The organism is Aquibacillus koreensis (assembly GCF_025154055.1).
Taxonomy (GTDB): domain Bacteria; phylum Bacillota; class Bacilli; order Bacillales; family Amphibacillaceae; genus Aquibacillus_C; species Aquibacillus_C koreensis.
The window spans coordinates 212,020-236,613 of sequence record NZ_JAOALK010000012.1; the positions used below are offsets into that span (position 1 = coordinate 212,020).

Annotated in this window: 26 protein-coding genes, 1 pseudogene and 1 riboswitch; of the genes and pseudogenes, 4 read left to right on the forward strand and 23 right to left on the reverse strand. The window is 35.6% G+C overall.

Annotated elements, in window-relative coordinates; translation table 11 throughout:
- Positions 1–6: 6 nt before the first annotated feature.
- The 16 genes and pseudogenes from NYQ66_RS03615 to NYQ66_RS03690 all read right to left on the reverse strand — a co-directional run bounded on the left by NYQ66_RS03615 (position 7) and on the right by NYQ66_RS03690 (position 9,537).
- Positions 7–564 (reverse strand): hypothetical protein, encoded by a 558-nt coding sequence (locus NYQ66_RS03615; RefSeq protein WP_259866926.1) that lies wholly within the window; start codon positions 562–564, stop codon positions 7–9.
- Between the two features lie 75 nt (positions 565–639).
- On the reverse strand, positions 640–1,215 hold the full coding sequence (locus tag NYQ66_RS03620) for a hypothetical protein (RefSeq protein ID WP_259866928.1): 576 nt from the start codon (positions 1,213–1,215) through the stop codon (positions 640–642).
- Between the two features lie 278 nt (positions 1,216–1,493).
- On the reverse strand, positions 1,494–1,706 hold the full coding sequence (locus NYQ66_RS03625; RefSeq protein WP_259866930.1) for a hypothetical protein: 213 nt from the start codon (positions 1,704–1,706) through the stop codon (positions 1,494–1,496).
- Between the two features lie 408 nt (positions 1,707–2,114).
- Positions 2,115–3,320: an MFS transporter gene (locus tag NYQ66_RS03630; RefSeq protein WP_259866932.1), complete on the reverse strand. Its 1,206-nt coding sequence runs from the start codon at positions 3,318–3,320 to the stop codon at positions 2,115–2,117.
- 243 nt (positions 3,321–3,563) lie between these two features.
- Positions 3,564–3,989 carry a hypothetical protein gene (locus NYQ66_RS03635; protein WP_259866933.1) on the reverse strand — a complete coding sequence of 142 codons (426 nt, stop codon included), beginning with the start codon at positions 3,987–3,989 and terminating at the stop codon, positions 3,564–3,566.
- Between the two features lie 6 nt (positions 3,990–3,995).
- Positions 3,996–4,121, reverse strand: a pseudogene (locus NYQ66_RS03640) (helix-turn-helix transcriptional regulator); the annotation flags it as partial.
- Positions 4,122–4,176: 55 nt separating this feature from the next.
- The gene (locus NYQ66_RS03645; protein ID WP_259866935.1) at positions 4,177–4,632 is read right to left on the reverse strand and encodes a DUF3278 domain-containing protein; all 456 of its coding nucleotides are present in this window, start codon (positions 4,630–4,632) and stop codon (positions 4,177–4,179) included.
- Positions 4,632–4,829 (reverse strand): helix-turn-helix transcriptional regulator, encoded by a 198-nt coding sequence (locus NYQ66_RS03650; RefSeq protein ID WP_259866937.1) that lies wholly within the window; start codon positions 4,827–4,829, stop codon positions 4,632–4,634. Before NYQ66_RS03650 ends, NYQ66_RS03645 begins: the two co-directional genes overlap by 1 nt.
- Before the next feature lie 294 nt (positions 4,830–5,123).
- A complete protein-coding gene (locus NYQ66_RS03655; protein ID WP_259866939.1) occupies positions 5,124–5,846 on the reverse strand; it encodes a DUF2812 domain-containing protein in 723 nt (240 codons plus the stop codon).
- The gene (locus NYQ66_RS03660) at positions 5,843–6,160 is read right to left on the reverse strand and encodes a PadR family transcriptional regulator (protein WP_259866941.1); all 318 of its coding nucleotides are present in this window, start codon (positions 6,158–6,160) and stop codon (positions 5,843–5,845) included. Before NYQ66_RS03660 ends, NYQ66_RS03655 begins: the two co-directional genes overlap by 4 nt.
- A 208-nt stretch (positions 6,161–6,368) precedes the next feature.
- On the reverse strand, positions 6,369–6,494 hold the full coding sequence (locus NYQ66_RS03665; RefSeq protein ID WP_259866943.1) for a hypothetical protein: 126 nt from the start codon (positions 6,492–6,494) through the stop codon (positions 6,369–6,371).
- 69 nt (positions 6,495–6,563) lie between these two features.
- The gene (locus NYQ66_RS03670; protein ID WP_259866944.1) at positions 6,564–7,247 is read right to left on the reverse strand and encodes an HAD family hydrolase; all 684 of its coding nucleotides are present in this window, start codon (positions 7,245–7,247) and stop codon (positions 6,564–6,566) included.
- A 55-nt stretch (positions 7,248–7,302) separates the two neighbouring features.
- Positions 7,303–7,671 carry a DUF4362 domain-containing protein gene (locus tag NYQ66_RS03675; protein ID WP_259866946.1) on the reverse strand — a complete coding sequence of 123 codons (369 nt, stop codon included), beginning with the start codon at positions 7,669–7,671 and terminating at the stop codon, positions 7,303–7,305.
- 174 nt (positions 7,672–7,845) lie between these two features.
- Positions 7,846–8,223: a hypothetical protein gene (locus tag NYQ66_RS03680; RefSeq protein ID WP_259866949.1), complete on the reverse strand. Its 378-nt coding sequence runs from the start codon at positions 8,221–8,223 to the stop codon at positions 7,846–7,848.
- Positions 8,224–8,406: 183 nt separating this feature from the next.
- Positions 8,407–8,988, reverse strand: a complete 582-nt coding sequence (locus NYQ66_RS03685) for a hypothetical protein (protein ID WP_259866951.1) — start codon at positions 8,986–8,988, stop codon at positions 8,407–8,409.
- Between the two features lie 201 nt (positions 8,989–9,189).
- Positions 9,190–9,537 (reverse strand): hypothetical protein, encoded by a 348-nt coding sequence (locus NYQ66_RS03690; protein WP_259866954.1) that lies wholly within the window; start codon positions 9,535–9,537, stop codon positions 9,190–9,192.
- 239 nt (positions 9,538–9,776) lie between these two features.
- Between NYQ66_RS03690 and NYQ66_RS03695 the strand changes: the two genes are divergently transcribed.
- Complete coding sequence (locus NYQ66_RS03695; protein ID WP_259866956.1) at positions 9,777–10,169, forward strand: (deoxy)nucleoside triphosphate pyrophosphohydrolase; 393 nt, start codon at positions 9,777–9,779, stop codon at positions 10,167–10,169.
- Positions 10,170–10,557: 388 nt separating this feature from the next.
- On the forward strand, positions 10,558–11,478 hold the full coding sequence (locus tag NYQ66_RS03700; protein ID WP_259866959.1) for a glycine betaine ABC transporter substrate-binding protein: 921 nt from the start codon (positions 10,558–10,560) through the stop codon (positions 11,476–11,478).
- 92 nt (positions 11,479–11,570) lie between these two features.
- Here the strand turns inward: NYQ66_RS03700 and NYQ66_RS03705 are convergent, their stop codons facing one another.
- Together NYQ66_RS03705 and NYQ66_RS03710 are read right to left on the reverse strand one after the other, a co-directional pair.
- Entirely contained in the window at positions 11,571–12,299 is a 729-nt protein-coding gene (locus NYQ66_RS03705) for an MOSC domain-containing protein (protein WP_259866961.1), read from the reverse strand.
- A gap of 160 nt (positions 12,300–12,459) precedes the next feature.
- The gene (locus NYQ66_RS03710) at positions 12,460–13,395 is read right to left on the reverse strand and encodes an NADP-dependent oxidoreductase (protein WP_259866963.1); all 936 of its coding nucleotides are present in this window, start codon (positions 13,393–13,395) and stop codon (positions 12,460–12,462) included.
- Between the two features lie 398 nt (positions 13,396–13,793).
- Between NYQ66_RS03710 and NYQ66_RS03715 the strand changes: the two genes are divergently transcribed.
- The gene (locus NYQ66_RS03715; protein WP_259866965.1) at positions 13,794–14,309 is read left to right on the forward strand and encodes a DoxX family protein; all 516 of its coding nucleotides are present in this window, start codon (positions 13,794–13,796) and stop codon (positions 14,307–14,309) included.
- Between the two features lie 758 nt (positions 14,310–15,067).
- On the opposite strand, the gene NYQ66_RS03720 is transcribed toward NYQ66_RS03715, so the two are convergent.
- From NYQ66_RS03720 to NYQ66_RS03740, 5 genes are all read right to left on the reverse strand, one after another.
- Complete coding sequence (locus NYQ66_RS03720; protein WP_259866967.1) at positions 15,068–16,030, reverse strand: GGDEF domain-containing protein; 963 nt, start codon at positions 16,028–16,030, stop codon at positions 15,068–15,070.
- Positions 16,031–16,087: 57 nt separating this feature from the next.
- Positions 16,088–16,174, reverse strand: a riboswitch (cyclic di-GMP riboswitch).
- 383 nt (positions 16,175–16,557) lie between these two features.
- A complete protein-coding gene (locus tag NYQ66_RS03725) occupies positions 16,558–19,800 on the reverse strand; it encodes a hypothetical protein (protein ID WP_259866969.1) in 3,243 nt (1,080 codons plus the stop codon).
- On the reverse strand, positions 19,793–21,145 hold the full coding sequence (locus tag NYQ66_RS03730; RefSeq protein WP_259867002.1) for a glycosyltransferase family 2 protein: 1,353 nt from the start codon (positions 21,143–21,145) through the stop codon (positions 19,793–19,795). The genes NYQ66_RS03725 and NYQ66_RS03730 overlap by 8 nt, the downstream gene beginning before the upstream one ends.
- Before the next feature lie 46 nt (positions 21,146–21,191).
- Positions 21,192–22,244 carry a HEAT repeat domain-containing protein gene (locus tag NYQ66_RS03735; RefSeq protein ID WP_259866971.1) on the reverse strand — a complete coding sequence of 351 codons (1,053 nt, stop codon included), beginning with the start codon at positions 22,242–22,244 and terminating at the stop codon, positions 21,192–21,194.
- 2 nt (positions 22,245–22,246) lie between these two features.
- On the reverse strand, positions 22,247–23,857 hold the full coding sequence (locus NYQ66_RS03740) for a GGDEF domain-containing response regulator (protein ID WP_259866973.1): 1,611 nt from the start codon (positions 23,855–23,857) through the stop codon (positions 22,247–22,249).
- A 354-nt stretch (positions 23,858–24,211) separates the two neighbouring features.
- On the opposite strand from NYQ66_RS03740, the gene NYQ66_RS03745 reads away from it, so the two are divergent.
- Positions 24,212–24,594, forward strand: a 383-nt coding sequence (locus NYQ66_RS03745) for a DoxX family protein (RefSeq protein ID WP_259866975.1), incomplete at its 3' end; no start/stop codon positions are given.

Consider the following 24,594-nt stretch of genomic DNA (forward strand, 5'->3'; position numbering starts at 1 on the left):
TGAAGACTAATAACTTGTTTGAGTTTTCTCAATTACATCACCTTCAAAAGAAAGTCCTGTTACGGTAGCATCCAGTAGTTCTCCATTTGCAATTACAAACCAAAACCTATCATCATTATGGTATTCTACCACTCTGGCTTGATACTCTTTTCCGTCCTTCGTGATAATATGTACTTTCTCGATTTCAGGGTCAGTTATTTTCCCTCTAAGTAAATCTGTATAATTAGTTAAATAATCGCCTAACTCTAAATGCCCCCAATTCAACTTAGAGTCCTCTAACAGATGCAAACTCCCCCCACGAACAACTTCCCACCCTAAGAAGTTTTTCTCCAAGATTACATTCCCAAACGATAAATCTTCACCATGACCCCACTCGTAAAAGGCGATAGCTTTGTTTCTTTTAATTATTTCAATATGAGCTACCTTTATGTCATAATACTGCTCCAATGCCATAACAGCCTTTTGAATTTCCTTTATATCGTCTTTGGGTTCTAAATTTAAAAGGTAAAAACCAATAACAATAAAAGCAATTATAAACATACAAATAAGAACTTTTTTTCCCATTCCAATCTCCTTTAGCTTTTAAACATTAAGCATCCTTTACTATAATAAGCAATGAGCTACTATTAGCTGTTTTGCTTAAAAAGTGGATACATCATTACCATCTGCATTAACTCCACGAAATACAAAGTTTATACTCTCAGAATGTAGTAATGAGGTATATTGTGCTGCAACCCCGTCTTTAACATCCATCTCTACAAATAAAGATGATTGTTCTTTTACTTCTTTAAATGATAAATTTTCCCCCTCTAAATTTGCTTCATTACTAACAATAACTTTTACAATGTCTTCATCAAGAATTTCTGCTGCAAAGAGTGCATCCTTCCCTTGACTAACTAACCAAGTAGTTTTCATCTTTTCATCTGATGTTTCACCATCTATCCCACTTACCGAGGTAGAACGATACAGAAACCAAAAATTATTTTCTATAAGTCTGACATATTTAATTTGACCTGTATCCCAAACAACAACCTTTTTGTTTTTAAATTCCTTTTCAAAGATTACTTTCCCTGCTGGAATCGAATCTACATTTCTTATTGCAGATTTCTCTGTCCAATAATACCCTCCTAAGAAGGTAGGACCGAAATAAAATATTATCAATAGTAATACTAAAATAGCAAACTTGCGTTTCTTAAAAATACTTTTACCCTTCATTCTTTATTCCCCCCAAAAATGCTAATACAAGTAATTAAATGACTATTTAAATTACCGTTATGTACTTCACTTTTCTTCTTAAACTAACCGTTAGTGCAACAAGCGCTACTTCGTTATTATGCAAATTATTAGTATAAATACACTTTTCGTGAGTATCGATAACGAAAAGAAAAAAAGTGGTTGCATTATCATTAATTTCATCATATACATTCTTACATAAAATAGGGAAGTCCTTTATTCTATCAATCTTTAATTGAGTGTACTGTAGATATGCACTATTAAGTTTTCATTTTCTTACTTTTAAATGCGTAAACAAGTGTTATTGTGGCACCAACCACTATTCCTATTGAAGCCAAATATGAAAAACCTATTATAGGACCTAGACCATATTCAGGACGGATAATATTTACATCAACTAGTAATGATAACACTACAATTATAAGTCCCAACCATTGCATCAATTTAAAACCATTTTGCTTTTGTTGACTCATACTCACATCGTCCTTTCCTTACTAAAGATTTCTGCTTTGTTACTTTTAGATCATTGATTCACTTTTTATTTTAACATAAAATTCCAAAAATTCTTAAAACCACTCCAACAGAAAAGGATCACCGATAATAAATGGCGATCCTTTTGTTGGACTATGGCTACGTTATTGAAATAAGAAGCTGCTAGAAGATTTCTCTTTTCAACTCATCATCTTCAGACATTATTATAACCTTTAGCGCTTAGTGCATTAAATATCATACTTTCAGATCCTCTATAATCTTTTACTTAGTAACAATGGAATTGATACTTAATACTCCGGATACTTTAGGTGCAAAACTCACAAACTTTTTATCAGTCATTATAAAATGGAGAACTTTGCAGCGTACCAAAGTCCTCCATTTATGATTTTTTACTGCTCCATATTTCTTATAAATAACATCTTATTTTTTTGAACAATTATACTTACTATTGCAAGCAACACTCCTGAAATAAGGAAGACGATTCTAATACCCATTAAATCTGCTAGAAGCCCCATAACAAGAGAACCTATCCCAAAAAGGCCAGTTCCGATAGCACCTAATGAAGTATAAACCGTTGACAACTGTTCTTTTGAAACGCTCGTTTGTATAACTGATTGTTGAGGTATATTTTTTATTTGCCCAAACAGTCCCACGCAGAGTGATAAAAGTAAGGCAATAATTGGAATGGTGGTTAGGCTAAATAGTATTGTGATTATAAAGCTAAGGGATGAACCTACAAAAATAAAGGTTCCCAATTTCTTTTCAATATATGAAGAATATTTAATACAATAAACACTTCCTAAAATTAAACCTAGAAAGAAAGCTCCATTGATAAATCCCCACCATTTTTCACCAACGTGTAGAGCATCATTGACAAACACAAGTAATATAGCAGCTATCCAAACCGTTCCTGCAATTGTTTCGAAACAATCAATCCAAGCAATCCTTCTTAATACTGGAGTGTTAGATATAGTTAACCATCCCTCTTTAATCTGATCGAGTTTCCCTTTCGGCTCCGTTCTTTTATCATTCACACTCTCTAAAAGACAAAGTAAAATGCTTGCTACTACAAACAAACCTCCTACTAACCAAACGAGTTGTTGAGCACTCATAATAATTAGAAATAAACTTCCTATAAACCACATAACTGCTTGTATAACCTGTGAAACAGTTTCTGCAATTCCGTTAGCTTGAATTAAATATTTACGATCAACATAGTGTGGAATCAATGTCTGTCTTATAGGATTTGCACATCCATCAAGAAAAGCAATCAATCCTATTAATAAGAAAATGAAATAATAATTTGATGCTGTAATTTTAATTAACATAAACCCCAGAATAAAAAGCAATATAGTTTTTCCAATTTGCGATCCTGCCATTAACCATTTAAGATTTACTTTCCCTATTAAAAGAGGTGTTAACAGGCTGGATATAAACATGGAAGAAGTAATCGTAAATGGCACAAACGATGATGCAGTTGCAGAACCTGTTAAAATAAAAATCGCACTTATTACACTGACCATATATAATACATCGCCAATATTAGCGAGTGATTGACCCAATAGTAATAACGAAAAGTTTTTATTCAATTTCATTTTGTATCCCCCATCTAAATTGAATGTTTCGTATCTAGGGGAATTTTAAATTGGACTGTTCATTGACTGTTTACTCCTTCCAATAAGGATAAATCTGGGGGATTAGATTTATCACAAGTTTAGATCGTTCTTTAATGTATATATGAATTTTAACATTTTTTTAAAATTGTTGAGTAATTTAACGAATAGTCAAGAAGCGTATTTACTTTGAAAATACGTTAGCAATAGGTAAACTGATTACCTTTATTCATCAGAATCTTGCCGTTTAGTTCGCAAATAAAAAATATATATAACTGGAATAAGACCACAAACAAACATGATACTGCCTATCAATACTCCGTTAATAAAAGTAAATCCCTCACTTAATGATGTTAGAATACCAATAACTATTGAAACCAGGGACACTATAATCAATGACAAAAAGAATCCTTTTCTTGGTGATTTTTCATTGTTTTCATGGTCAACACTAACATTCATTGATAGATAAGCAGAAACGACAATAGATAGCACGAAAACAATCCATAACGGATTTTCTCTCATTCCATCTAATCCTTTTGTAACTAAGTCATATCCCAATATACCAATAATACCAACTGTTTGAATAACATACGTAATACGGATGTTTTTTAGATTCACCAAGATTAAACGTTCATCTTGTATTTTTTTCATTGTTCATCACTCTCCCTTTCTTTTCCAAAACACTTCATCCAAACTTTTATATACTGTATAGCACATTTCCAGACATAACTTTAAGGTTGGATTATAGTTTCCTTTTTCAATTAAACTAATTGTTTGTCGAGTTTCTTATTTTGAAAATGATTAAAAAACATTAATAAATATTTTCAAAACGCCTTAATTATAGCAATTCTTTATTTTTTTTATAGGAACGCTTTAAAGAAATGTAGCTCGTGATAAACCAAACCAAGCCAACACATACTAATAATCCGATTATATCAATCCATTCATTTTTATGGCTGGGTACACCTGTAAATATTAGATATACCAAAATGTAAATACTTACAAAACTACCTGTTCTGATAAAAATGTGCTTTAACTCTTTTCTATAAGACCTCTCTGTTGAAACATCTGTATATTCAATACCAGACATTGTATATCTTACTGAGACATAAAAGAGGAATACCGCAATAGATAGTAATAAATAAGTTTCAGCATCTAACTTAAGGTAGTTGTTCATAATAATCATTCCTATAAGGGTAAGCATAAGGATTATTGCCCCTTCTGAGAGAAAATACAACATCCTTTTTTCCTTATACTCATCATTCGGTAATAAAAAAGTTATCCAAGATTTCATTACAACTCGACCTCCCAAAATAAATCATCTAATGTTTTACTTAATTCTTTGGCAATAGCGATACATAAGTTCAAACTGGGATTGTACTCTCCTTTTTCAATCAATCCGATAGTTTGTCTTGTAGCATTCACTCGTCTTGCAAGCTGTTCTTGAGTTAAACCTTTTTCAATCCTAGCTAGTTTCATTTTGCTTACCATATTCTCACCTACGCAATGAAATATATATGTAACAGTATGTTAGATTTATGTTACATTACTCGCAAGTGAAATGCAATATAAATCTAACATTTAAAATAAGAGAGCCGACTTCTTATAAAAGAAATCAGCTCTCTTATTTACTTATAACAACCTGTCAACAATATGTCCTGATAGTGATTTAATGAAAAGTTTATTCAACTAAACTCCCGATATTGCAACAAGCACTACTTTTTTAATGTGAATACTTATTAGTACACATACATGTTCTGTACTTTCAGATCCTCTATATTTTTACTATACTTTTTCACCAAACAACCTATGGTAAAGAGACATTATAATCCATATAACTGTTGGAAGTATGACTGCTCCTATGATCATATATGCAAGGGTAAGAAATGCATTGCTTGAGTCATCAATCACTAACAAAATGATAATAGCAATACCTAAGAATAGAAATGGCAGTAATTTTATTAATTTAGATAAACCTTTTTTTCCTTCTACCCTCCATTTATTATTATATATCGTTAGTACAGTCCAAAGAGTTGGAACTGCAATTACACTAAGAATAACAGCCGCTATATTGAGTATCGTTTGTAATAAGCCTGTGCTTATGAATGTTCCAAGCCATACAAGTGCTGTTATAAAAAGCAATGAAAGGGTGAACCATTTCATTGAACTTCCTAAGTTATCATGTTTTTCAACAACTGTTTCACGATCACTATAAATGGGCCTTATACCTGGTAATGCACGAAATAAGTGAATATTCCCCTCTGAAGTAACATGGCTCCATCCAGCGGAATTAAAAAAGTCAAAATACTCCTCTGCTTCATTCTCTTCTAATGAACGATAATCAACACTATAAATGTAATCTGTGCTTATTCCCTTTTCAAGTTTATACCCCATTAATGTAAAGTCACGGACATGCCAACCTTTTAAAGAAAATCTTCGTAATTTGTCCATATCCTTACCCTCAGAAAAAGCTAAACCACCTGACATTACATACTTTGTATTTCTCATTCTTCGGCCTCCTTAAGTCCCATTTCTGCTAAATCAATCATTAATTTTCTCAGTTTCACATCTGCTTCTAAAACTTCTTTACCTTTCTGGGTAAGCAGATACGTTTTCCGCCTTGGATCTGATCCATCATAAAGATATATCCAATCTTGTTTTAATAATTTCTTGATGATCGTGTACATTGAAGCAGGTCCTATCGTTATTGCTCCTTTTGTTCTTTCTTCAATTAGGTTCATGATCGCGTAACCATGCCTTGGTTTTGTTAATGCCGCCATAATATAAAACATTGAATCCGTTAATTGTTCAGTCGTTTTCAACTAATCACCTTCTATATCTTCTTATGATATATCATTTTGTGATATATCTGCTTATTTTTAATGTATCACTTTATGATATATTTGTCTATAGATATATCATAAAGTGATACATTAAATTATGAGATGTACTATGTTAAGAATTCCTTTTCATTATCCAGCTCCCTAAAAAGCGTTTCCTGAAGTTGTGGATAACTGATAAGTGAATTTTTTAAACAAGCAAAAACACAATACCACAGCCCAAAAATGGAATAGAATACAAACGTGGCAATTCCTTAGAGTTCAAAAAGAAAATGACTAGAGCTATAATGATAAGAGCAAATCCGACAATCTTCATTTTTCTCACATCCTAACTAAGAATTTTTATTTTGAAAAACGGTAGAATCTAACCAAACTTCAACGACAACTAAGCTTTCAAATCTTTTAATAACATTGTTAATTCATCAAGGCTATGTATTACTGCTACATCAGTATGCGTGATGTTATTTTTTCGATTTAACCATATTCCCGTCATCCCTGCTTTTTCACTACCTATTGCATCGGTTTCCAGTCGATCACCTATATAATAACTTTCATGCACTTGAACGTACGCTTTACCACATGCTTTTTGAAAGATAGTAGGATTAGGTTTAGCTACTCCCATTTCACTTGAAGTAACAATACAATCAAAAAAATGATGTATCTTTATTAAACCTAGCTTTTCTAATTGTTGGTTATAATCACCATTACTTATAATTCCAAGGCGAAATTCCTGTTTCTTCAGTTGCTGTAAGCAAGGAATCACATCTTCAAAAGTTAACCAATTACTTTTATATAAACTCAAGTAATGATTGAATTTACGATCTGCTTGTTCGTCGTTTAAATGATGGCCAAACAAATCTTTGATTCGCATTCTTCTTTGATCTTGAAAAGATAATTCGTTGGCTAGAAACTTTTCAAAGTACTTTTCAGATAAGCTATTCCATCGTTCGATAAATTCGTTTTCACTATACTCCATATCACTTTTAAAAGTTCTATGAAAATCGATCGCTCCCATTTGTTCTGCTCGCTCATGGTCAAGTAATGTTGCATCTATGTCAAAAAATATCACGACTCTATCCTCCCTCTATTTTTTCTTCTTGTCTATTTGCACCCGTTAGCACAATTCATTCTTCAAATACAATCGAAAATAATTTTTCTACTTGTCTTGATGATGAAGTACAATCATCTAGAGTATAAGTTATCTTATTATTTTCTTCTTGCTTTTCGAGTTCAGAACAGGTGTCATGCGTTTTTTTTACGTAATCTTCGGAACTTAACGTTGCATGTGTAGTATCTATTAGTACATGGATTTTTCCACCTTTATATATTAAATCAATGAAAAGTGGAACACCTTCGCTATAATGCGTACGCCTTACTCTATCTTCTTTACCATTTTTAACATTATTAAAAAACGCTATGAAGCTTTCTTTGTTCTTATAGCCTTCATCTCTCATTGTTGAGACCAAATCTCCTCTTTTTATTGCTTCTTCCATATCATAAGCCTCTGAAGGTTCCAATTCTACAGGGTCCAAAGTTTCATGCTGATAAGAGAATTACTAGAAACATTCCAATGGCAATATATCTGAGCATCTAATTGAAACCTCCCTTTGATTTAGTACTTCTAACTTAACTAAGTTCCCTATAGTTGAATTAGCTTTATGAAACATTCATTCAAAATCCTCGAAAGCACTATCAAGTTTTGTTACTAAACGATCGTTACCTTGCATATAAAAGATCAACACTTTATGCAATCCATAGGTTGCAGTTGGAGTTGCAAACATAGCTGTTGGATATGGGTCTGCTTGAACCTCTTTTCTATCTTCATCTGATGAAAAAAGATGGACACGAAGTCTACCCTCACTTAATTCATAGGAATAATTTTCCTTAGTACTTCTTAGTTCTGGAATCTGCGACATCTCATTATATTCTATTCCTTCATTATCGAGAGCTAACAGGATATCTTCTATTGTCAATTCTTGTTTCTCGGAACATCCCGAAACAAAAAGTACGAATAGTAATAAAGTTAAAGCTATACTTTTTTCCAAAATTCATTCCCCCGCTTCCACATATTTCTTGTTAAACATTCCGACCTTTATTGCAATAGTTCTTTGTTAAAATTTTAACATAATATCCCAACGAACTTTTTTAAATTCAAAAGAAAAAAACCGCCACGATTCGTGACGATCCACTTGTCATATATTTGCTCTCGTTAATGAAAAAGGTAGACTTTACTGTTCATCTATTTTATACCACCTTATATCTTCATTTAGATTAATATGTGTTGCATGTTCAGGATAACCAAAATAATAAAGCTCATCACCCTCTTTATTGGTTGCAACTGCATTAAGGTGGTCCATTTGTTTTCTATTTGAAAATAAGAAAGTAATGGGTTCTCCCATCTTTATAACCTTTTTCTTCGTGTATGGCTCTACACCAGCTTCAATATATGCAACTTCTTCATCGTAGGATATTATACTCAGCATAGAGGCCACTCCCTCTTTTGTTGAATAATTAATACCGCCAATTGTTTGAATTTTATCAGACCTAAAAGGAGTAAAGGTTGATACACCACTATGATAGAAAAAACCTTTCTTTATAGATACTACTGTATGATACATTTTCTCTTTATCACTCTTAAATAAGAAAATACCAGTTGAACCTATATCATGTTGTTCCACCAACTCTGCATCTACTGGAAGGAATTCATGACTTTTAGCAGCACTTAGAGCATTAAACCTATATCCACTTAAAAATAAAATAAAGAATAGTATAATAATCAATGGTAATATGAATAGCCATTTTTTACGCATAAACTCCCCCTAAAATTCAACAGCTTCCTTATACAACATTACTACTTTAGTTGAAAGAGAATTCTATATACTTTCTAAAATCTCTTTTGCTAACAAATCAACTTCTTCTAATTTTTCATTATCCGAAGGGCTCTCTGCCAATCGAATAAATTTTAATTGTAATTATTCACAATATTTATGCTTATTGATGATTATTCATTATCAACTATTGTAATTTAGTCGTTTTGACATTAGAAGAACTGCATAGGCATTTATTAAGGTAAATATAACTACTACAAACAAAAGAAATATAGGAAATGAATGAGAGAATAACGCCCATATAACTGCTCCGATTGTATACAAAGTGTAGAATGCCACACAAATAATTCCTAACCATAAAAAAGATTTATTATCTTTATTGGAACCGATTGCAGATAGAAAAAATAATAGTGAAAATACTCCCCCTACTATTGCCCAAGCGATTTGATCATTGAAAAATCCTACTGAATTCCATACCAAAGCTACACACATAAATGCTAAATATAATGATACAATTTTTTTATTATTCACATACATTCTCCTATCTTTTTATAACAACAACGACATTCTATTAAAAAGTTACAAAGTATGTTGCGAATCAGGCTTGATATTTTTTCTTCCACATTCCTGCCATTTAATTTAAGATGACAGATTCACATTTATTTTAACATAAAATTCCAATAATTCTCAAAACTGATCCAAGATATATCACACCAGCTAGGAGTCTAACCCAAAATCATGCTATCATTGTAAAAGATTGGAGGGGTTATATGAAAAAAACTGTGAAAGTAGTTGCGGCTATTATCGAAAATGAAAACGAAGAAATATTATGTGCGCTAAGATCTCCTGAGATGGTTATTCCAAATATGTGGGAGTTTCCTGGTGGTAAAGTGGAAGAAGAGGAAGACATACATAGCGCCTTGATTAGAGAAATCCAAGAAGAGCTAGATTGCACAATCGAAACAATTGAATTGTTTCATGATCATACGCATGAATACGACGCCTTCATTATCAATCTTATAGCTATAAAAAGTAAAATCGTTAAAGGCACACCTAAGAAAAGCGAACATTCCAAGCTTATATGGTTAAACAGAAAGAACCTGACCTCCCTCCAATGGGCTCCCGCTGACATTCCAGCCGTCGAACAGCTAATTCAAGAATGATGGAAACAGGGGGACGGTTCTTTCGTTTACACTTTTACCACTTTATTACAGTTATGTACACGAGAACCGTCCCCATGTTTCCATTTAAAAATGGAAGAATTTCACATGGGGGTATAATACTTTGGATGGTAGTGCAATTGTAAGTATTCGACTTAGAAAACTTTTAGATTGTGAGCCCAACGTACTATTTGTATGGTTTTTATTCATTTTTGATGTTTGAATGATGTAAGTAAAAAGAGATAACATATATAAGTAGCTTTTATTTGGTCTTCATAGATTTATCGATTTGATAAATGATAGAGGATAAAGATAAAGGTTAATAGACATTTGCTACATAAATATAAATACAATAGTAGCAATTAGTAGAATTAGGGGGATTTTATTCAACATGGTTAAATCAAAATGGAAAAAAATAGGTCTAACTGCTAGCTTATCTTTAGCCCTTTTTGCCGCTGGGTGTGGGTCAAATGACGGTGGAAATGAGCAAGCTGAGGAGACTACATCAAGCGTTAGTGAAGAATTAGAATATACAATTACTGGTATCGAACCTGGTGCTGGACAAACGCAAACAAATGATCAAGCTATAGCTGAGTATGAAAGTCTTGCTGGTTGGGAACAAGAAACTTCTTCAGCAGGGGCCATGCTAACCGCATTAGGTGAAGCTATTGATAACGAAGAACCGATTATTGTTGCAGCATGGTCACCTCACTATATGTTTGCACAATATGATATAAAATACTTGGAAGACCCTAAACTTATCTTTGGTGAAGAAGAGCATATTACAACCATTGTTAGAAACGGCTTAAAAGACGATATGCCAAATGCTTATACGATTCTTGATAGTATTTACTTCGAACTACCAGTATTGGAAGAAGCTTTACTCGCAGCAAAAGAAATTGATTTTGATTTCGAAACAATAGCACAACAGTGGGTGGATGAAAATGCAGAAAAAGTTGCAGAATGGACAGAAGGGGTAGAGCCTGCTGATGGTGCTTCCATAGACTTGGTTTTAACACCTTGGGATGCAGAAGCTTTTACAACGAATGTGACTAAACTTGTATTAGAACAACAAGGGTTTGATGTTACGCTAACACCAGTTGATCCATCTATTATGTTTGAAGCAATAGCATCAGGAGATTCAGATGCTACGCTATCACCATGGATGCCTGCAACTCACGGTGCATACTACGAGAAGTACGAAGGTCAATTTGAAGACTTAGGCGCGAACGTAGAAGGGGCTCGAATCGGTTTAGCTGTACCAAGCTATATGGAAATTGATTCTATTGAAGACCTCGAACCTGCAGAGTAAGCAAACTGAATACTAAATATAAATGCTCCTCTTTCAGTAATAGACTACTAAAGGGGAGCATTTTATTCATATACATTCTTTTCATAAAAAAATCAATCTAGAAGATGAATTTCATCATTAACATGTATGTCGCCAGTTTTTATCACTGATGCATAAACACCAAAATTATTGTTATTTTCTCTTATAACTGTTTTATGTAAACTTGCATCTCGCTCAGCACTATCAGGATTAACAGTAATAATCATGCACCTTTCACAATGTCCTACGAACTCCATTTCTACATCACTTCCTATTTTTATCCGTCGGCCAATCCATTCTTCTTCAATAAAAGGTTTCTTTTCCTTTAAGGAAATAATTACATTTGGACGAAAGCGTCTTGCATCTACTCTACCTTGTCCCCATAACTCTTCTAACTTATCTAATGAAGCATCTGTTGCAAGCAGAACGTGTTCTACTGCAATAGGTCCAATAGGCACATGTGATGGCGTATAATTCCTTGTGGGAATTTTTCGTTTGGATTTGTTTTCTAATTCTTCAATTAACGCTTCATCAACCCAATCAAAAACTTTACCCTCTGGGGTGATTACTTCAACCTTAGGATACTTGTCCATGGATTCTTCTCCAACAAATCTCGCTTGATATCGAACCATTTCTTGAAATTGTGATATGGTTAAAAAATCTCCTTTTTTTGTATCGTCTACATAAGTATGGCTACGATCTCCGTACAAACCATAGTCCATAATTTTTGTTTTTTCTATACTTTCTCCACGGAAAGATTTCACTGGATGACGAACAATTTCTTTAATATGACCGATTAACAATTCATTCACTCCAATTTTAGTTTATCCTAAAATGAGTGTAACAGAGTGCATTTCCTAACTCTACAAACTAGCATTAGGAAACATGGGGACGGTTCTTGCGTTCACGTTTTTACCACTATATTACATTCGTGCACACAAGAACCGTCCCCATGTTTCTGCATTATTTAACTTTAATCACGATTTTGCCTTTTGCATGATGTGTTTCACTTAGTTCATGGGCTTTTTGCAATTGTTCTGCAGAAAAGCCAAACTCATGCCCTACTTGCGGTTTAATGATTTCCTTCTCGAGCAATTCACCTAATTCACCCAACTGCTTACCATTTGGCGTTAACCAATATGAGTTTGCAGTTACTTGATGTTTTTCCGCTAATGCTTGATCGGGTTGTCCTGCAATCGTAACAAGTCTGCCTCCAGGCTTCAGTACTTCAAAGCCTTTATTTAATATGTCACCACCCATGGTGTCAATAACCACATCATAATCGCTAAGTTCTTCTTCAAAATTCTGTGTGCGATAGTTAATAAACTTGTCTGCACCAAGCTGTTTTACATATGCTTCATTTGTTTCACTCGCTGTTGTTGCAACATATGCACCCAAGTGCTTAGCCATTTGAATTGCTAGACTACCTACACCACCAGCCCCAGCATGGATCAGCACTTTGTCTCCCTCTTTTACCTTTGTCGTATCAACAAGACACTGCCAAGCGGTTAAACCAGCCAAAGGGATCGAAGCAGCTTCCTCAAAACTCAGGTTACTCGGTTTTTTGGCTAACAATTCCTCATCCACCGTCGTGAATTCAGCGTAAGTACCTTCCGGGGTCGTATCCGGACGCGCAAATACTTCATCCCCTACCTGATAAGCCTTCACTTCACTTCCAACTTCCACAATCTTACCAGCAACATCCCAACCAAGTATGATCGGAAAGGACCAATCTAACATCTGCTTCAAGTAACCCGCACGAAGCTTCCAATCAATCGGATTAATAGAAGTTGCATACACTTCTACAAGTACTTGGTTTGCTTTTATTTCGGGTTTCGGTAGTTCCTGTTCGACTAACACATCTTTACTACCATATTCGTTGATGACAACTGCACGCATCTATAACACTCCTTTTAATAATTCACACTTTTCAAGCTAATAGTCTGAGCTCACTTAGATTATGTTCCCTAATTAAAGCTTACTTTAGTCTGTATTTCCCAAAAAAAACATCATAAAACTTTTTCTTTGGAAACATGGGGACGGTTCTCCCGTTCACAACGTGAACGGGAGAACCGTCCCCATGTTTCCAGTGCCCTGCATATTCTCTCTGTCAACACCAAACTCCAACTTTCACTGATATGTCATAACTTTGTTTCTTAATTGTGAAGTGTTACACAAACTTATTTTCTATACTTTTTATACGTGTTAATATAAAAACATAGAAAGACACAAACAAGAATTCTTGAAAAACCAAAATGTGAAATGATGAACATAATAAAATATTAGGAGTGATTAACATGATTGAATTATTAAGAAAAAATAACGTTGTAGCTGGTGTGTTGGCAATCATAAGAATATATCTTGGCTATATGTGGTTTACAGCAGGTTTAGGAAAAGTTACTGGTGGCTTTGATGCAACGGGGTTTTTACAAGGCGCAGTGGCTAACCCAGTCGCAGGTCCAGATGGTGTGGTTTATGGATGGTATGTTGATTTCTTACAAGTTTTCGCAATTCCAAATGCGGATCTTTTCAACATCCTTGTTCCATGGGGCGAAGTGTTAGTAGGACTTGGTTTAATGCTTGGCTGTTTCACAACAGCAGCTGCCTTCTTCGGAATGGTGATGAACTTCTCTTTCTTACTAGCTGGTACAGTATCTCACAACCCAACAGACATTTTAATCGGGACAGTCATCCTTGTTGCTGGAGCGAACGCTGGTAAATTCGGTTTAGACAGATATGTATTACCTTACCTAAGAACAGTTATTGCAAGAAGAAGAGAACAAAAAGAAGGGAAAGAAACGGTAGAAGTTTAATAGAAAGAAAGCGTGCAGCCAAATGTTAACGAGTTCCGTTTTCTATTGCAAAACACACTTTTGTATATCAATATGTAAGTAAAAATGTATATAAAATTGCGCTGTATATTGCAGCGCTTTTTGTATGCGAAAAATAACTATACTAGCATCAATGACTTCCCTTTAGAATTTTTTTAAGTTTAGGTAATTTAAAGAATAGAGTAAGCGTTAATAATATAATTACAGCTAAGGAGCCTAAAACCCTATATTCAAAGTTAATCAATTCAAACCAAAACAGACTTAATAGAAACATTATAATAAGCATTACTAAATAAGGGAAAAACATCACATAATACAAGCCTTTCCCTCTTTTATATTTAAAAAGTGTGGTCCACTTATCTTCATTCATATTAAAAATCTTTTTTAAGGTCGTAAAAAACAATAGCAATAATCCAACATAAGATAAGGAACCAATTGTACTTAACAGAATATAGGAAATAATAAATAGAAATATTGTCAAAACCAATCAGCCTCTCCATTTAAAAATACCCCTAATAAAAAAGGAAGCTAATTTTTATTCCGTTCTTAATGCCCTTTAATTGATAGTACGAGTATATTATCCATCAAAATTTGAACCCAATCAATACTTTTGCAATCACGGAACCCGTTAGCCAAATGTTGTACGCTTTTTTAATTACAAAAAAAATAAATGAGGAATAAGCACCATACTCTTATTCCTCCTTCCACTCACCTATTAACGTGATCCAAGCACAACACACTTATAATATTTGCTTTAGTTTATCCTGATTTTTCATTTGATACATGCTCACATCCGAAATATGGAGCAGTTCATTGATCTCACTCGCAGTATAATTATTGGAAGCTACTTTACCAATAGAATAGGTGAGTTTATGATCAGATAGAAACGCATCTTTCAGCACTTCCGTATTAATCTGATTCTCAAGGTCATGCGGAATCCGTTCTTCTTCTGCTATAATGATAAATTCATCGCCACCCAATCTACCAACTAGTCCACTATTTCCTACAACATTCCTTAATGAGTCCGCAAATGCGATCAGTACTTCATTTCCTTTCACATGCCCAAAACGGTCATTAATCATCTTGAAATCATTCAAATCTATCACAAAAACAACGATACTTTTCCCATCATCTAGCAACGCTTGCCCTTTTTCAATCATATATTTAAAACTGTACACACTTGTCAACGGGTCGGTGATGCTTGCCAAATAATACTTGTTTCTTTCGTGGTAGATTCTTCTTACGAGATAATTAGTAATACCAAGGTATGTTCCCATAAAGGCGCTTCCTATTGCCATAGAAATATGGTTTAAGTTATTTGGATCACTTATATAAAAATTGATCGCTAGCGTGAAACCATACAGACAAGGAATAAGCGCTCTTTTTTGCATAAAACAAATGGCAACGATCGTGTTAAATACAATATGCGAAACTTCAGCTGTATTCAGATCACTACTATGTATAACGTATAATATAAGTAACAAAATTAATGTGGATAGAGCATAGGACATAAATGTTTTTGAACTGAAAAAAATAGTCATCACAAATAATACAATAATGATTATTAAAATTGCGTTTATCTCCAACGACTGGGAAGAGAAAATCCAAAATCGATATGTTCCAAACAACAAAAACGCAAAGCCCAGTAAGCTTAATAATACTCTGGCCTTATTTGTCCCAAGTATTTCTTCCATTCTCTTCATCATTGGTCCCCCTAAGTTTTTCTAAACAATGTAAGGGAAACCAAAGGAAAAACACTACTTGGTAACCCAGCCGTCATTGTCATGTATAACGTTAGACCTGTGGTTTTGCGTCTCTATTTTTCAATAGATTTGCCTTTATCATATAGTTTTGCTTCTCTATTCTACGAAAAAAAGGCGTGCAATATGCACACCATTTAAATTAATGAACATAGTTCCGTAGTTGCAAAAAGATTTTCATATACCTCTACCTACAAGTAAAGATAAAGCACTCTTTAATTCTACTACTTGCTTTGAAGTCTTTTCGTACCCTATATTATCTTGCAATAGAAATAACGCATACAAAAACTTTTTACCTAGTATGATAGTATCACAAAATTGTAATAATTTGAATATATTTGTAATTTTTTTGCTTTTGCAATAAGGTAATGCCTGTGACTTCCCGTAGAATTGTGAAGTTGACAAAATACAGGTAACATCACAGGCACTTGTTCACCGGACTGGTTTTCAAAAACCAGTCCAGCTATTCGCTATTTAAGGTTTATCTCTCTAAACGTATCTCGTAATATACCATACGATTTCTTTAACCGTTCATGGTACGTTGGTTCTTGCCAGTTACTCCAACTATACTCAATCCATTCCCCATCCGTAGCAGGGACTTTCTGCATCACTTTGTTGTTAGCATTGGTCGTGATGATTTTGGCAGCAATTTGGTCCACAGTCACAGAGCTATCAAGGCCATGCCGTCCCCAAATATCTCCCATTAGTTGTTTTTGGCTCGGATCTTTTACATTTAAGAGTAGCCAAGGTAAACGAATTTCAAGTGTACCATCCTTCAAGAAAAAGTCCGCCAACGTGTTAGAATCTGGATCAGCTGGATTTCCGTTTCCGTATAGAAGCTCACCCGTTTCATAGGCTGAGAAAGGGATTATCTCTGCGCCATCTGGCCTTTCAATCGTTAACTCTTTATTTAAAGCCAAACGAATCGGATGATAGACCCCATTGTTTCTCTCACTTGCGTAGTCCTTTTGCGGTATCATATTTAATACGTGACCATAGTGATAATAGAACGTATCGTAATAGCTATCGATCAACACGTTTGCGTTTTCTTGTCCGTTTAGATCAACAAGAAAATCAATGCCTTGCTCGTTCAAATTAACTACGTTTGGCATACTAGATTGTCCTTGGTCTGGGATCGTATTTAAAAGAATCGATGTGTTAACATCCGCAAGCGATACATTTTCATCCTCAAAATCAATACGGAAATACAACGCTCGTTCATCACTAGCCATGTACACATTTTTTATTGGACCATTAGAGGCTTCTATCATTGGCTTTGCATCATTTGCACGCCAATCGGATGTATCCCCATCCACGAGATATTGTTTCTCTTTCGTTCCTGGCTCAAAGCTTAACAAGCCAAAATGCTGCTCGTTCGTCTGGATGTTATCCCAGAAAGGTCGGCGGTCTGGATTATCATAGTCCATCGTATTCCATGTTCGTTTAAACCACTCATCCTGCCACGTAAAGACAAGACCACCAGCTACATCTTCTTCCACAATATCTTCAAACAATCGACTTAAAAACTGTCCCTGTTCTTGTTCCGAATGATGCCCTTGGTCAAGACCATACACATTTTCATGTGTCAGTCCCCGTGATGCAGGAATACCAAACTCCGCAACGAGCAAAGGCATGTTATGGTGTTGTTTCATATCATTTAGATAACCCGCATAGTTGTTTTTCTCGCCGCGATGATCGAGATACTCCACATACTTCTTTTCATAGTTTAAAAAGTCTGGATAATACGGATAAATATGATACGAAGCAAATTGGCCTGGATAGAAGGCATCCTTTGCCTTTATTTTGTTCGGGTCAACCGAAACCATGTCTTCTTCCTCACTCGGCTCAGCAGGGTGGGTTAATAAATCGGTTGTCACCCAGTTGGTAAAGCTCATTGGATGCTGCCACTGGTAATTCTCGGCCTCATATGTAGCCGTGAAATCCATCATCTCCGCTAGCCAATTCTCAAACGGAGAAGCATTGTCTGTCGTAAAATAATTCCCATCAAAAGCTGCCTTGTTCGGATTTTTATCATTGGTTGCGACCACGACGTTTGGATCCCACTCGATACCAATTACCCATCCCAATAGGTAAGGGGAAAGATCGTGCACATATTCTCCACTTGCATGACCAGGTCTAGCCTCTATGCTTGCATTGCCATTTACAATGTCAATGATTCGTTTAATCTCTGCTTTAAACTCTTCCGTTACTTCTGGGTCATATGCATTTTGTTTTTCAACTAAAATCTCTTCGTTCACCCATACCCCGTGGAACAGGTACAACGGATTCTCACTATTTTGATTATGTTCATAAAGTGCTTGATAAAAGCCTGGTGGATGAATCGTGTACACTCGGATTGCGTTTGCATTCATCTCACTTATTTGCTCAAACCATCTTGCATATTCGGCTCTCGTTATTTTCGTTTCACCAGGAAAGGCACCTGGTTTGGCAATCCCCATGTTGACACCTTTGACTAATATATCTTGCCATTCCCCATTTTTATATACTTGCAAGTAGTTTTCGCCAGATTGACCGGTGTACTTCATATCATCTTGTACTTTTATATCTGGTGTCGATACTGCTTCTTCCTTTCTTTCGTTTTCCAAATTCAATACGATCTCCTTCATCACCGGCACATACGCTTTCCAGTAAAATAAGTCTGTTCTGCCTGCTTTATCAAACGCAAATTGCTTTTGTAACCAAGCAATTCCACTCAGGCCGTGCATACTAGGCACCTGCTCTTGGTCTGCAAAATCACCAGCAAAATAATAGCTATCGTACGATTGATTTTCATGATGGATCACTGCAGGAAAAGTTAATGGTATCTCATTTTCCGTCAGTTGCTTTTCTGCCGATTTCGATAAATGCAGGTTGAAATCGGCTTGTACTTCTTCCTGATCACCTGCCTCAACAATATCGAACCAATAATTATAAGCAATTTCTTTATCGATATCATAAAGATCTAGAGCTTCCTCAGTTGGTTCGAAAGTTACCGCATCATCGCCAGACAGTTCATCGTCGGTGATGACCACTACCTGATCATTTTCATGCACAAATACAAGTCCGCTTCCTTCAAAATCATAGGACTCCCCGTATTGCTTTTCAAAATTTTGCTTAAGCCAGATTGGCACCTCATTATTTTGCAAATCAACAAAATAACGCCCCATCCATCCCGACCATCTTACATTTAGTAGATCATAGAATCCTTCCCTCACATGTTGCTCTGTTGGAGAACCAAATGTATTAAACTCCGCAATTAATGTTTGGTGATTCTCGATTAAAGATGACCGTATCCGGGTCACCTCATCTGCTGTCATGCCACCATATAATAGTTCAGAACGCGCACCATTCTGATTGTTGCCCGTGTATTCATCTTGATAAACCCCGTAGCCATCTGCAACATACAAAAGGTCATAGGCGGATAAATCATCAGGAAGCTCTCTTACCTCGAACTCGGGAGGCTGATCTGTTGGAACAAAGCCAACATAATCTTCTTGCACATCATAAGCCTTTCCCACGGCCTGTTTTACCTTCAAATGATTTAACAACCAAACTAAACCTTTATGTTCACGGTAGGTTTGATCTGGAACAGTTTTATCTACAATTAATACATTTACCTCTTCTGATCCTTTTAGTTGCCATAACCAAACCGGTGAGGAAAATAAAAGCACCAGTAGAAACACCCCTATAAATAACCCTTTTTTGTTAGTCATTTGATACACCTTTTCTTACCATTTCTCCCCAACCTTTTTTACCAAATAACATCTCGACCATTCCTTCAACACGCCAAAGCACAGTCATTGGTCGGTACCATAATGTTTCTGTAAGGGAAACAAAAAATAACGCGACGAAATGACGAACTTTTGTATATCTTTCCATACTCCACTCTTCTAAAAGGACGGATGCCATCGAATAAATCGACCCATAAATAAGGGACAATAGGAAAAAGATGATCGCGTATTCGATATAAATACTTCCAGTTATCACCGATACGCCAAGTAAAATATAACCAATTAGTTCAATTAACGGTCCTAAAAATTCAATAAAAAAGAAGTATGGCATCGATACGAGACCAATTGAACCGTATTTTGGATTAAACATTAATTTTCGATGCTTCCAAAGACTGTCAAACAAGCCTCGATGCCATCTTTTCCGCTGTCGACGTAAAAATTTGATCGATTCTGGCGCTTCCGTCCAACAAACTGGATCCGGCACGTAGACAATTTTTTTGTTTACCTTTTTTTCCTTAATGAGTCGATGTAGCCTAACGACAAGCTCCATATCCTCTCCAACTGTGTGGGCATAACCACCAGCTTCTACGACCCATTTTTTTGAAAATACACCGAATGCACCGGATACAATCAGTAAAAGGTTGTTATGACTGAGTCCAACTCTTCCCGTTAAAAACGCACGCAAATATTCAACTACTTGCATTATGACTAAAGGTTTCTTGGATAACCCCGTCTCGACAATCTCACCGTTTTCAATTTTACAGCCGTTCGCGATCCGAATACTTCCGCCAGACGCAATGACTTCATCGTCCGATTCAATAATCGGTTTCAACACCTTCAGAAATGCACTTCGCTCAATAATGGAATCCCCATCAAGGGAGCAGAAATATGGATAACTAGAGCAATTAATGCCGGCATTTAACGCATCTGCTTTGCCGCCGTTTTCCTTATCTATGACGACTAAGTTTGTATATATGGTAGATCGGTAGACTGCTTTTACTTGTTTCGTAACAATTTGTTTTCGAATCACACGATTGATTTTCTGACATTTAAATTTCTCTATAAGCTTTTCAAGCGTGTCATCCTTCGAGCCATCATTAATGATAATAATCTCGTATTCAGGGTATTCAATACTTAACAACGACCTGATACTGCTATTAATCCCGACCGACTCATTATAAGCTGGGACGAGAATAGACACCGGCTTTGTTTCTTCGGAATGCAACAAATCCTCATACGGTTCATAATCATCTAGTTGATAGCTTTTTCGAATCTGAAAAAGAGAAAGCAGTAACATCGCGCCATAGACTAAAATAATGAGAACCATGTAAATTAAAATAAACCAACTACCCACAACTAATACATTGGACCAATTAATAGAAAACGCTCTCCTTTTCAAGCCACTCTGTGGCCATATCTTTTGCAAATGGATCACTAGATTCGGTTACAACCCTTTGCAACACTTTGGCGCCACCTTTATACGTTAAAATTGCCTTTGCAGCCTCCGCACGCACAGCGTATTCGCTGTCACTTAGAAGTGAGATTAATTTATCCTTGAAAACCTCCAAACGGTGAACCCCAGCTAACCGTGCGGCCATCATTCGAAGTTGCCAGTGTTCTGATTCCAAAGCTTCCTCTATGATGTCGCTATCTAGTTTCATACCCAAAAGCACCATCGCCTTAAACGCTCTGATCTTAAGCTCGATTTCTTCCTTGCTTTCGATGATAAGGTTACGAAGCAGTGGATGATATTCGATCAACTGTTTTTTTCCAATGACCTCTACAACGATGTACTTAAAACGCATTGGAAGGTCATTCATTCCATCGGCAAGCTGCTCAACACGCGCTTCCGTCATCACGGACAAAATATCCATCAGTGCGAATTCAGATAAATCATCTGTATTATTTTTTAAGTAATCCATGATCTCGGCATGATCAAATAAGGCAAATAGCTTTAAAAGTTGCGTTTTTTCCAATACACCTAACTTTCTTTTGTTATACAGTCTAGATAATTCATTGGTTAGATGCGCCATCTCAAATTCTTCTACTAAATATAAGGCATTCATCCTTAAGCTCCACCGTCTACGTTTCAGTTCTTTCTGGATATACGACGTCAAATAATCCTTAGCGAAGTCGTTGATTCTCTCTTTCATATCTTCGCTAGCAATGACATTCGCATATTCTTGCAGTAACTCCTTACAAGCGATAAACTTTTCCTGATCGTCTTGAAAATTGCCAAAAGATACAGCTTTTCCTGCTTGCAAAAATTGAAACATATCCAAGCGATACGCCTCTTTGTACTGATTAATCTTCGCTCTCGTTTGATTGTTTGCTACCTTTTTCGTAAGAAGGTAAAGAAAAATACTTATTAATATAAAAAGCATCACAACGAATACCATAAAAAGAGATAAAAAAGTTACTTCCATCGCTATTTCATCCTCTTGATCAGATGACCTATTCTCGTTTCTAACTCGAGCAATTTAAAAGGTTTCGTAATGTAGTCATCGGCTCCTAATGTCAACGCACGTGCGATATCACGATCACTTTTTCTCGACGTTAGCATAATAACCGTATATTTATCTTGATCACGATATTCTCTTACATTTTGCAAGACCTCGATACCATCCATTCTCGGCATCATTCCATCCAACACAATTAAGTAAGGATCTTCTGAACGCTTGTGCCATTCAGACTCCAGAAATTCCATTCCATTTGTGAATGTTTGGATATCCAAGGAATACCCATCGGTAATCTTACTTTTATGCACTAACTCTTCTAGCATCGTACGGATAATTGGATCATCATCGACAATCCCAATATGAAGATGTTTCGGAAGACTAGGCAACTGTTCACGTTGCACAAGTCTCACTTGTTTTTTCCCATTAGCCTTCGCTTGATGCAAGGCTGCCTCTGCCATCTCGATGTTTTTAATTAGATCTTCGTCATTCTCTTCTACTTCCACTACTCCTGCAGAAAAAGTACAGATGAAGTGGTGTTTTCCATATTCAAATGGAATCGTAGCGAATTCTTCCAATAAAATATCTAGGACTTCTTTTGCTTGATCTGCTGTTGATTCTGGAAGTAGAAAAATAAACACGTCTCCACCATATCGAATGATTACATCATGCACACTTAGCCCTTTTTTCATATGATTGGCAAATGTTTGTAACACATAATCTCCAGTTACATGGCTATTGGTATCATTGATAGCTTTAAAATCGTCGATATTAACCATCGCGATCGAAAAGTTATGACGGCTTTGTTTACGATGATGAATCAATTGACTATATAGGTGATGCAAATAATTTCGGTTGTAAACATTCGTTAAGTTGTCGATCATGATTAACGCATCAAGCTCTTGCTTTCTTTCCAATTGTCGATTAATCCTAATCGTCAATTCATCCATGTCCATCGTTTTATGGATAAAATCGTCAGCACCTAATTGGTAGGCTTTCAGACGTATTTCTTTTGCATTATCCTGACTCATCATGATCGTTGGTATGAATTTCTTTCTCATATTGTCCTTTAATTGGAGATAGTTTTTTATCCCAATCGAATCATTATTCGAGATATTAATCATGACGCAATCTGGGTGAAAGTCATAGTATGATTGGATCGTACGGTCGGGGTTCGCAACAGACATAACTACCCAATTGTTCTTTTCTAACTCTTCCTTCATCATCATTAAAAAGCTCGTATCCTCATCGATCATTAAGATGAGTTTCTGCTCTGTATTTACTGCGTTTTTTAAATCCTCGATGTCTTCATTTACATCTTGATAATAAAAAACGGAAATTAACGGGTATAAGAAATCCTTGAGCTTTGCTTGTGTCCATTCCGGATCTTCTACTGTCTCTAATTGCAGCATCAATGCTTTTGCCGCTTCGCCTGCTTCATCAAAGCCAATCGTTGCTGCAGTTCCAGCTATCGAATGCAGAAACCGATACAAATCCTCTAGTTGAATATTCTCTTGTTGATTAAACCATTCATCAAGCTTTGTTCTTACATTTTTCACTAGTGTTTGTATATATTTATCCATAGCCCACTCCTACTTTCAATCATAACCATCATTTTACTATCCAATGCTACATTTGGAAAATCATATTATCTAAAAATCTCGATACAGAGGGAGGTGGAAACAGGGGGACGGTTCTTCTGTGCACACTTTTGTGTGCACAAGAACCGTCCCCCTGTTTCCACCTGTCAATATTAATTTCCATTCTTCACGCATTTGTCATAACTTTGTTTCTTATTTGTGAAGTATTACACAAACTTATTTTCTATACTTATTATACGTGTTAATATAAAAACATAGAAAGACACAAACAAGAATTCTTGAAAAACTATATGTGAAATGATGAACAATATAAAACTAAAATTAGGAGTGATCGACATGTTTGAATTATTAAGAAAAAATAACGTTGTAGCTGGGGTTTTAACAATCATTCGAATTTATCTAGGCTATATGTGGTTTACAGCAGGTTTAGGAAAAGTTACAGGTGGATTTGATGCAACAGGATTTTTACAAGGCGCAGTGGCAAATCCAGTCGCAGGTCCAGATGGTGTCGTTTATGGATGGTACGTTGATTTCTTACAAGCTTTCGCAATCCCAAATGCGGACCTTTTCAACATCCTTGTTCCATGGGGTGAAGTGTTAGTAGGACTTGGTTTAATGCTTGGATGTTTCACAACAGCAGCTGCCTTCTTCGGAATGGTGATGAACTTCTCTTTCTTACTAGCTGGTACAGTATCTCACAACCCGACAGACATTTTAAT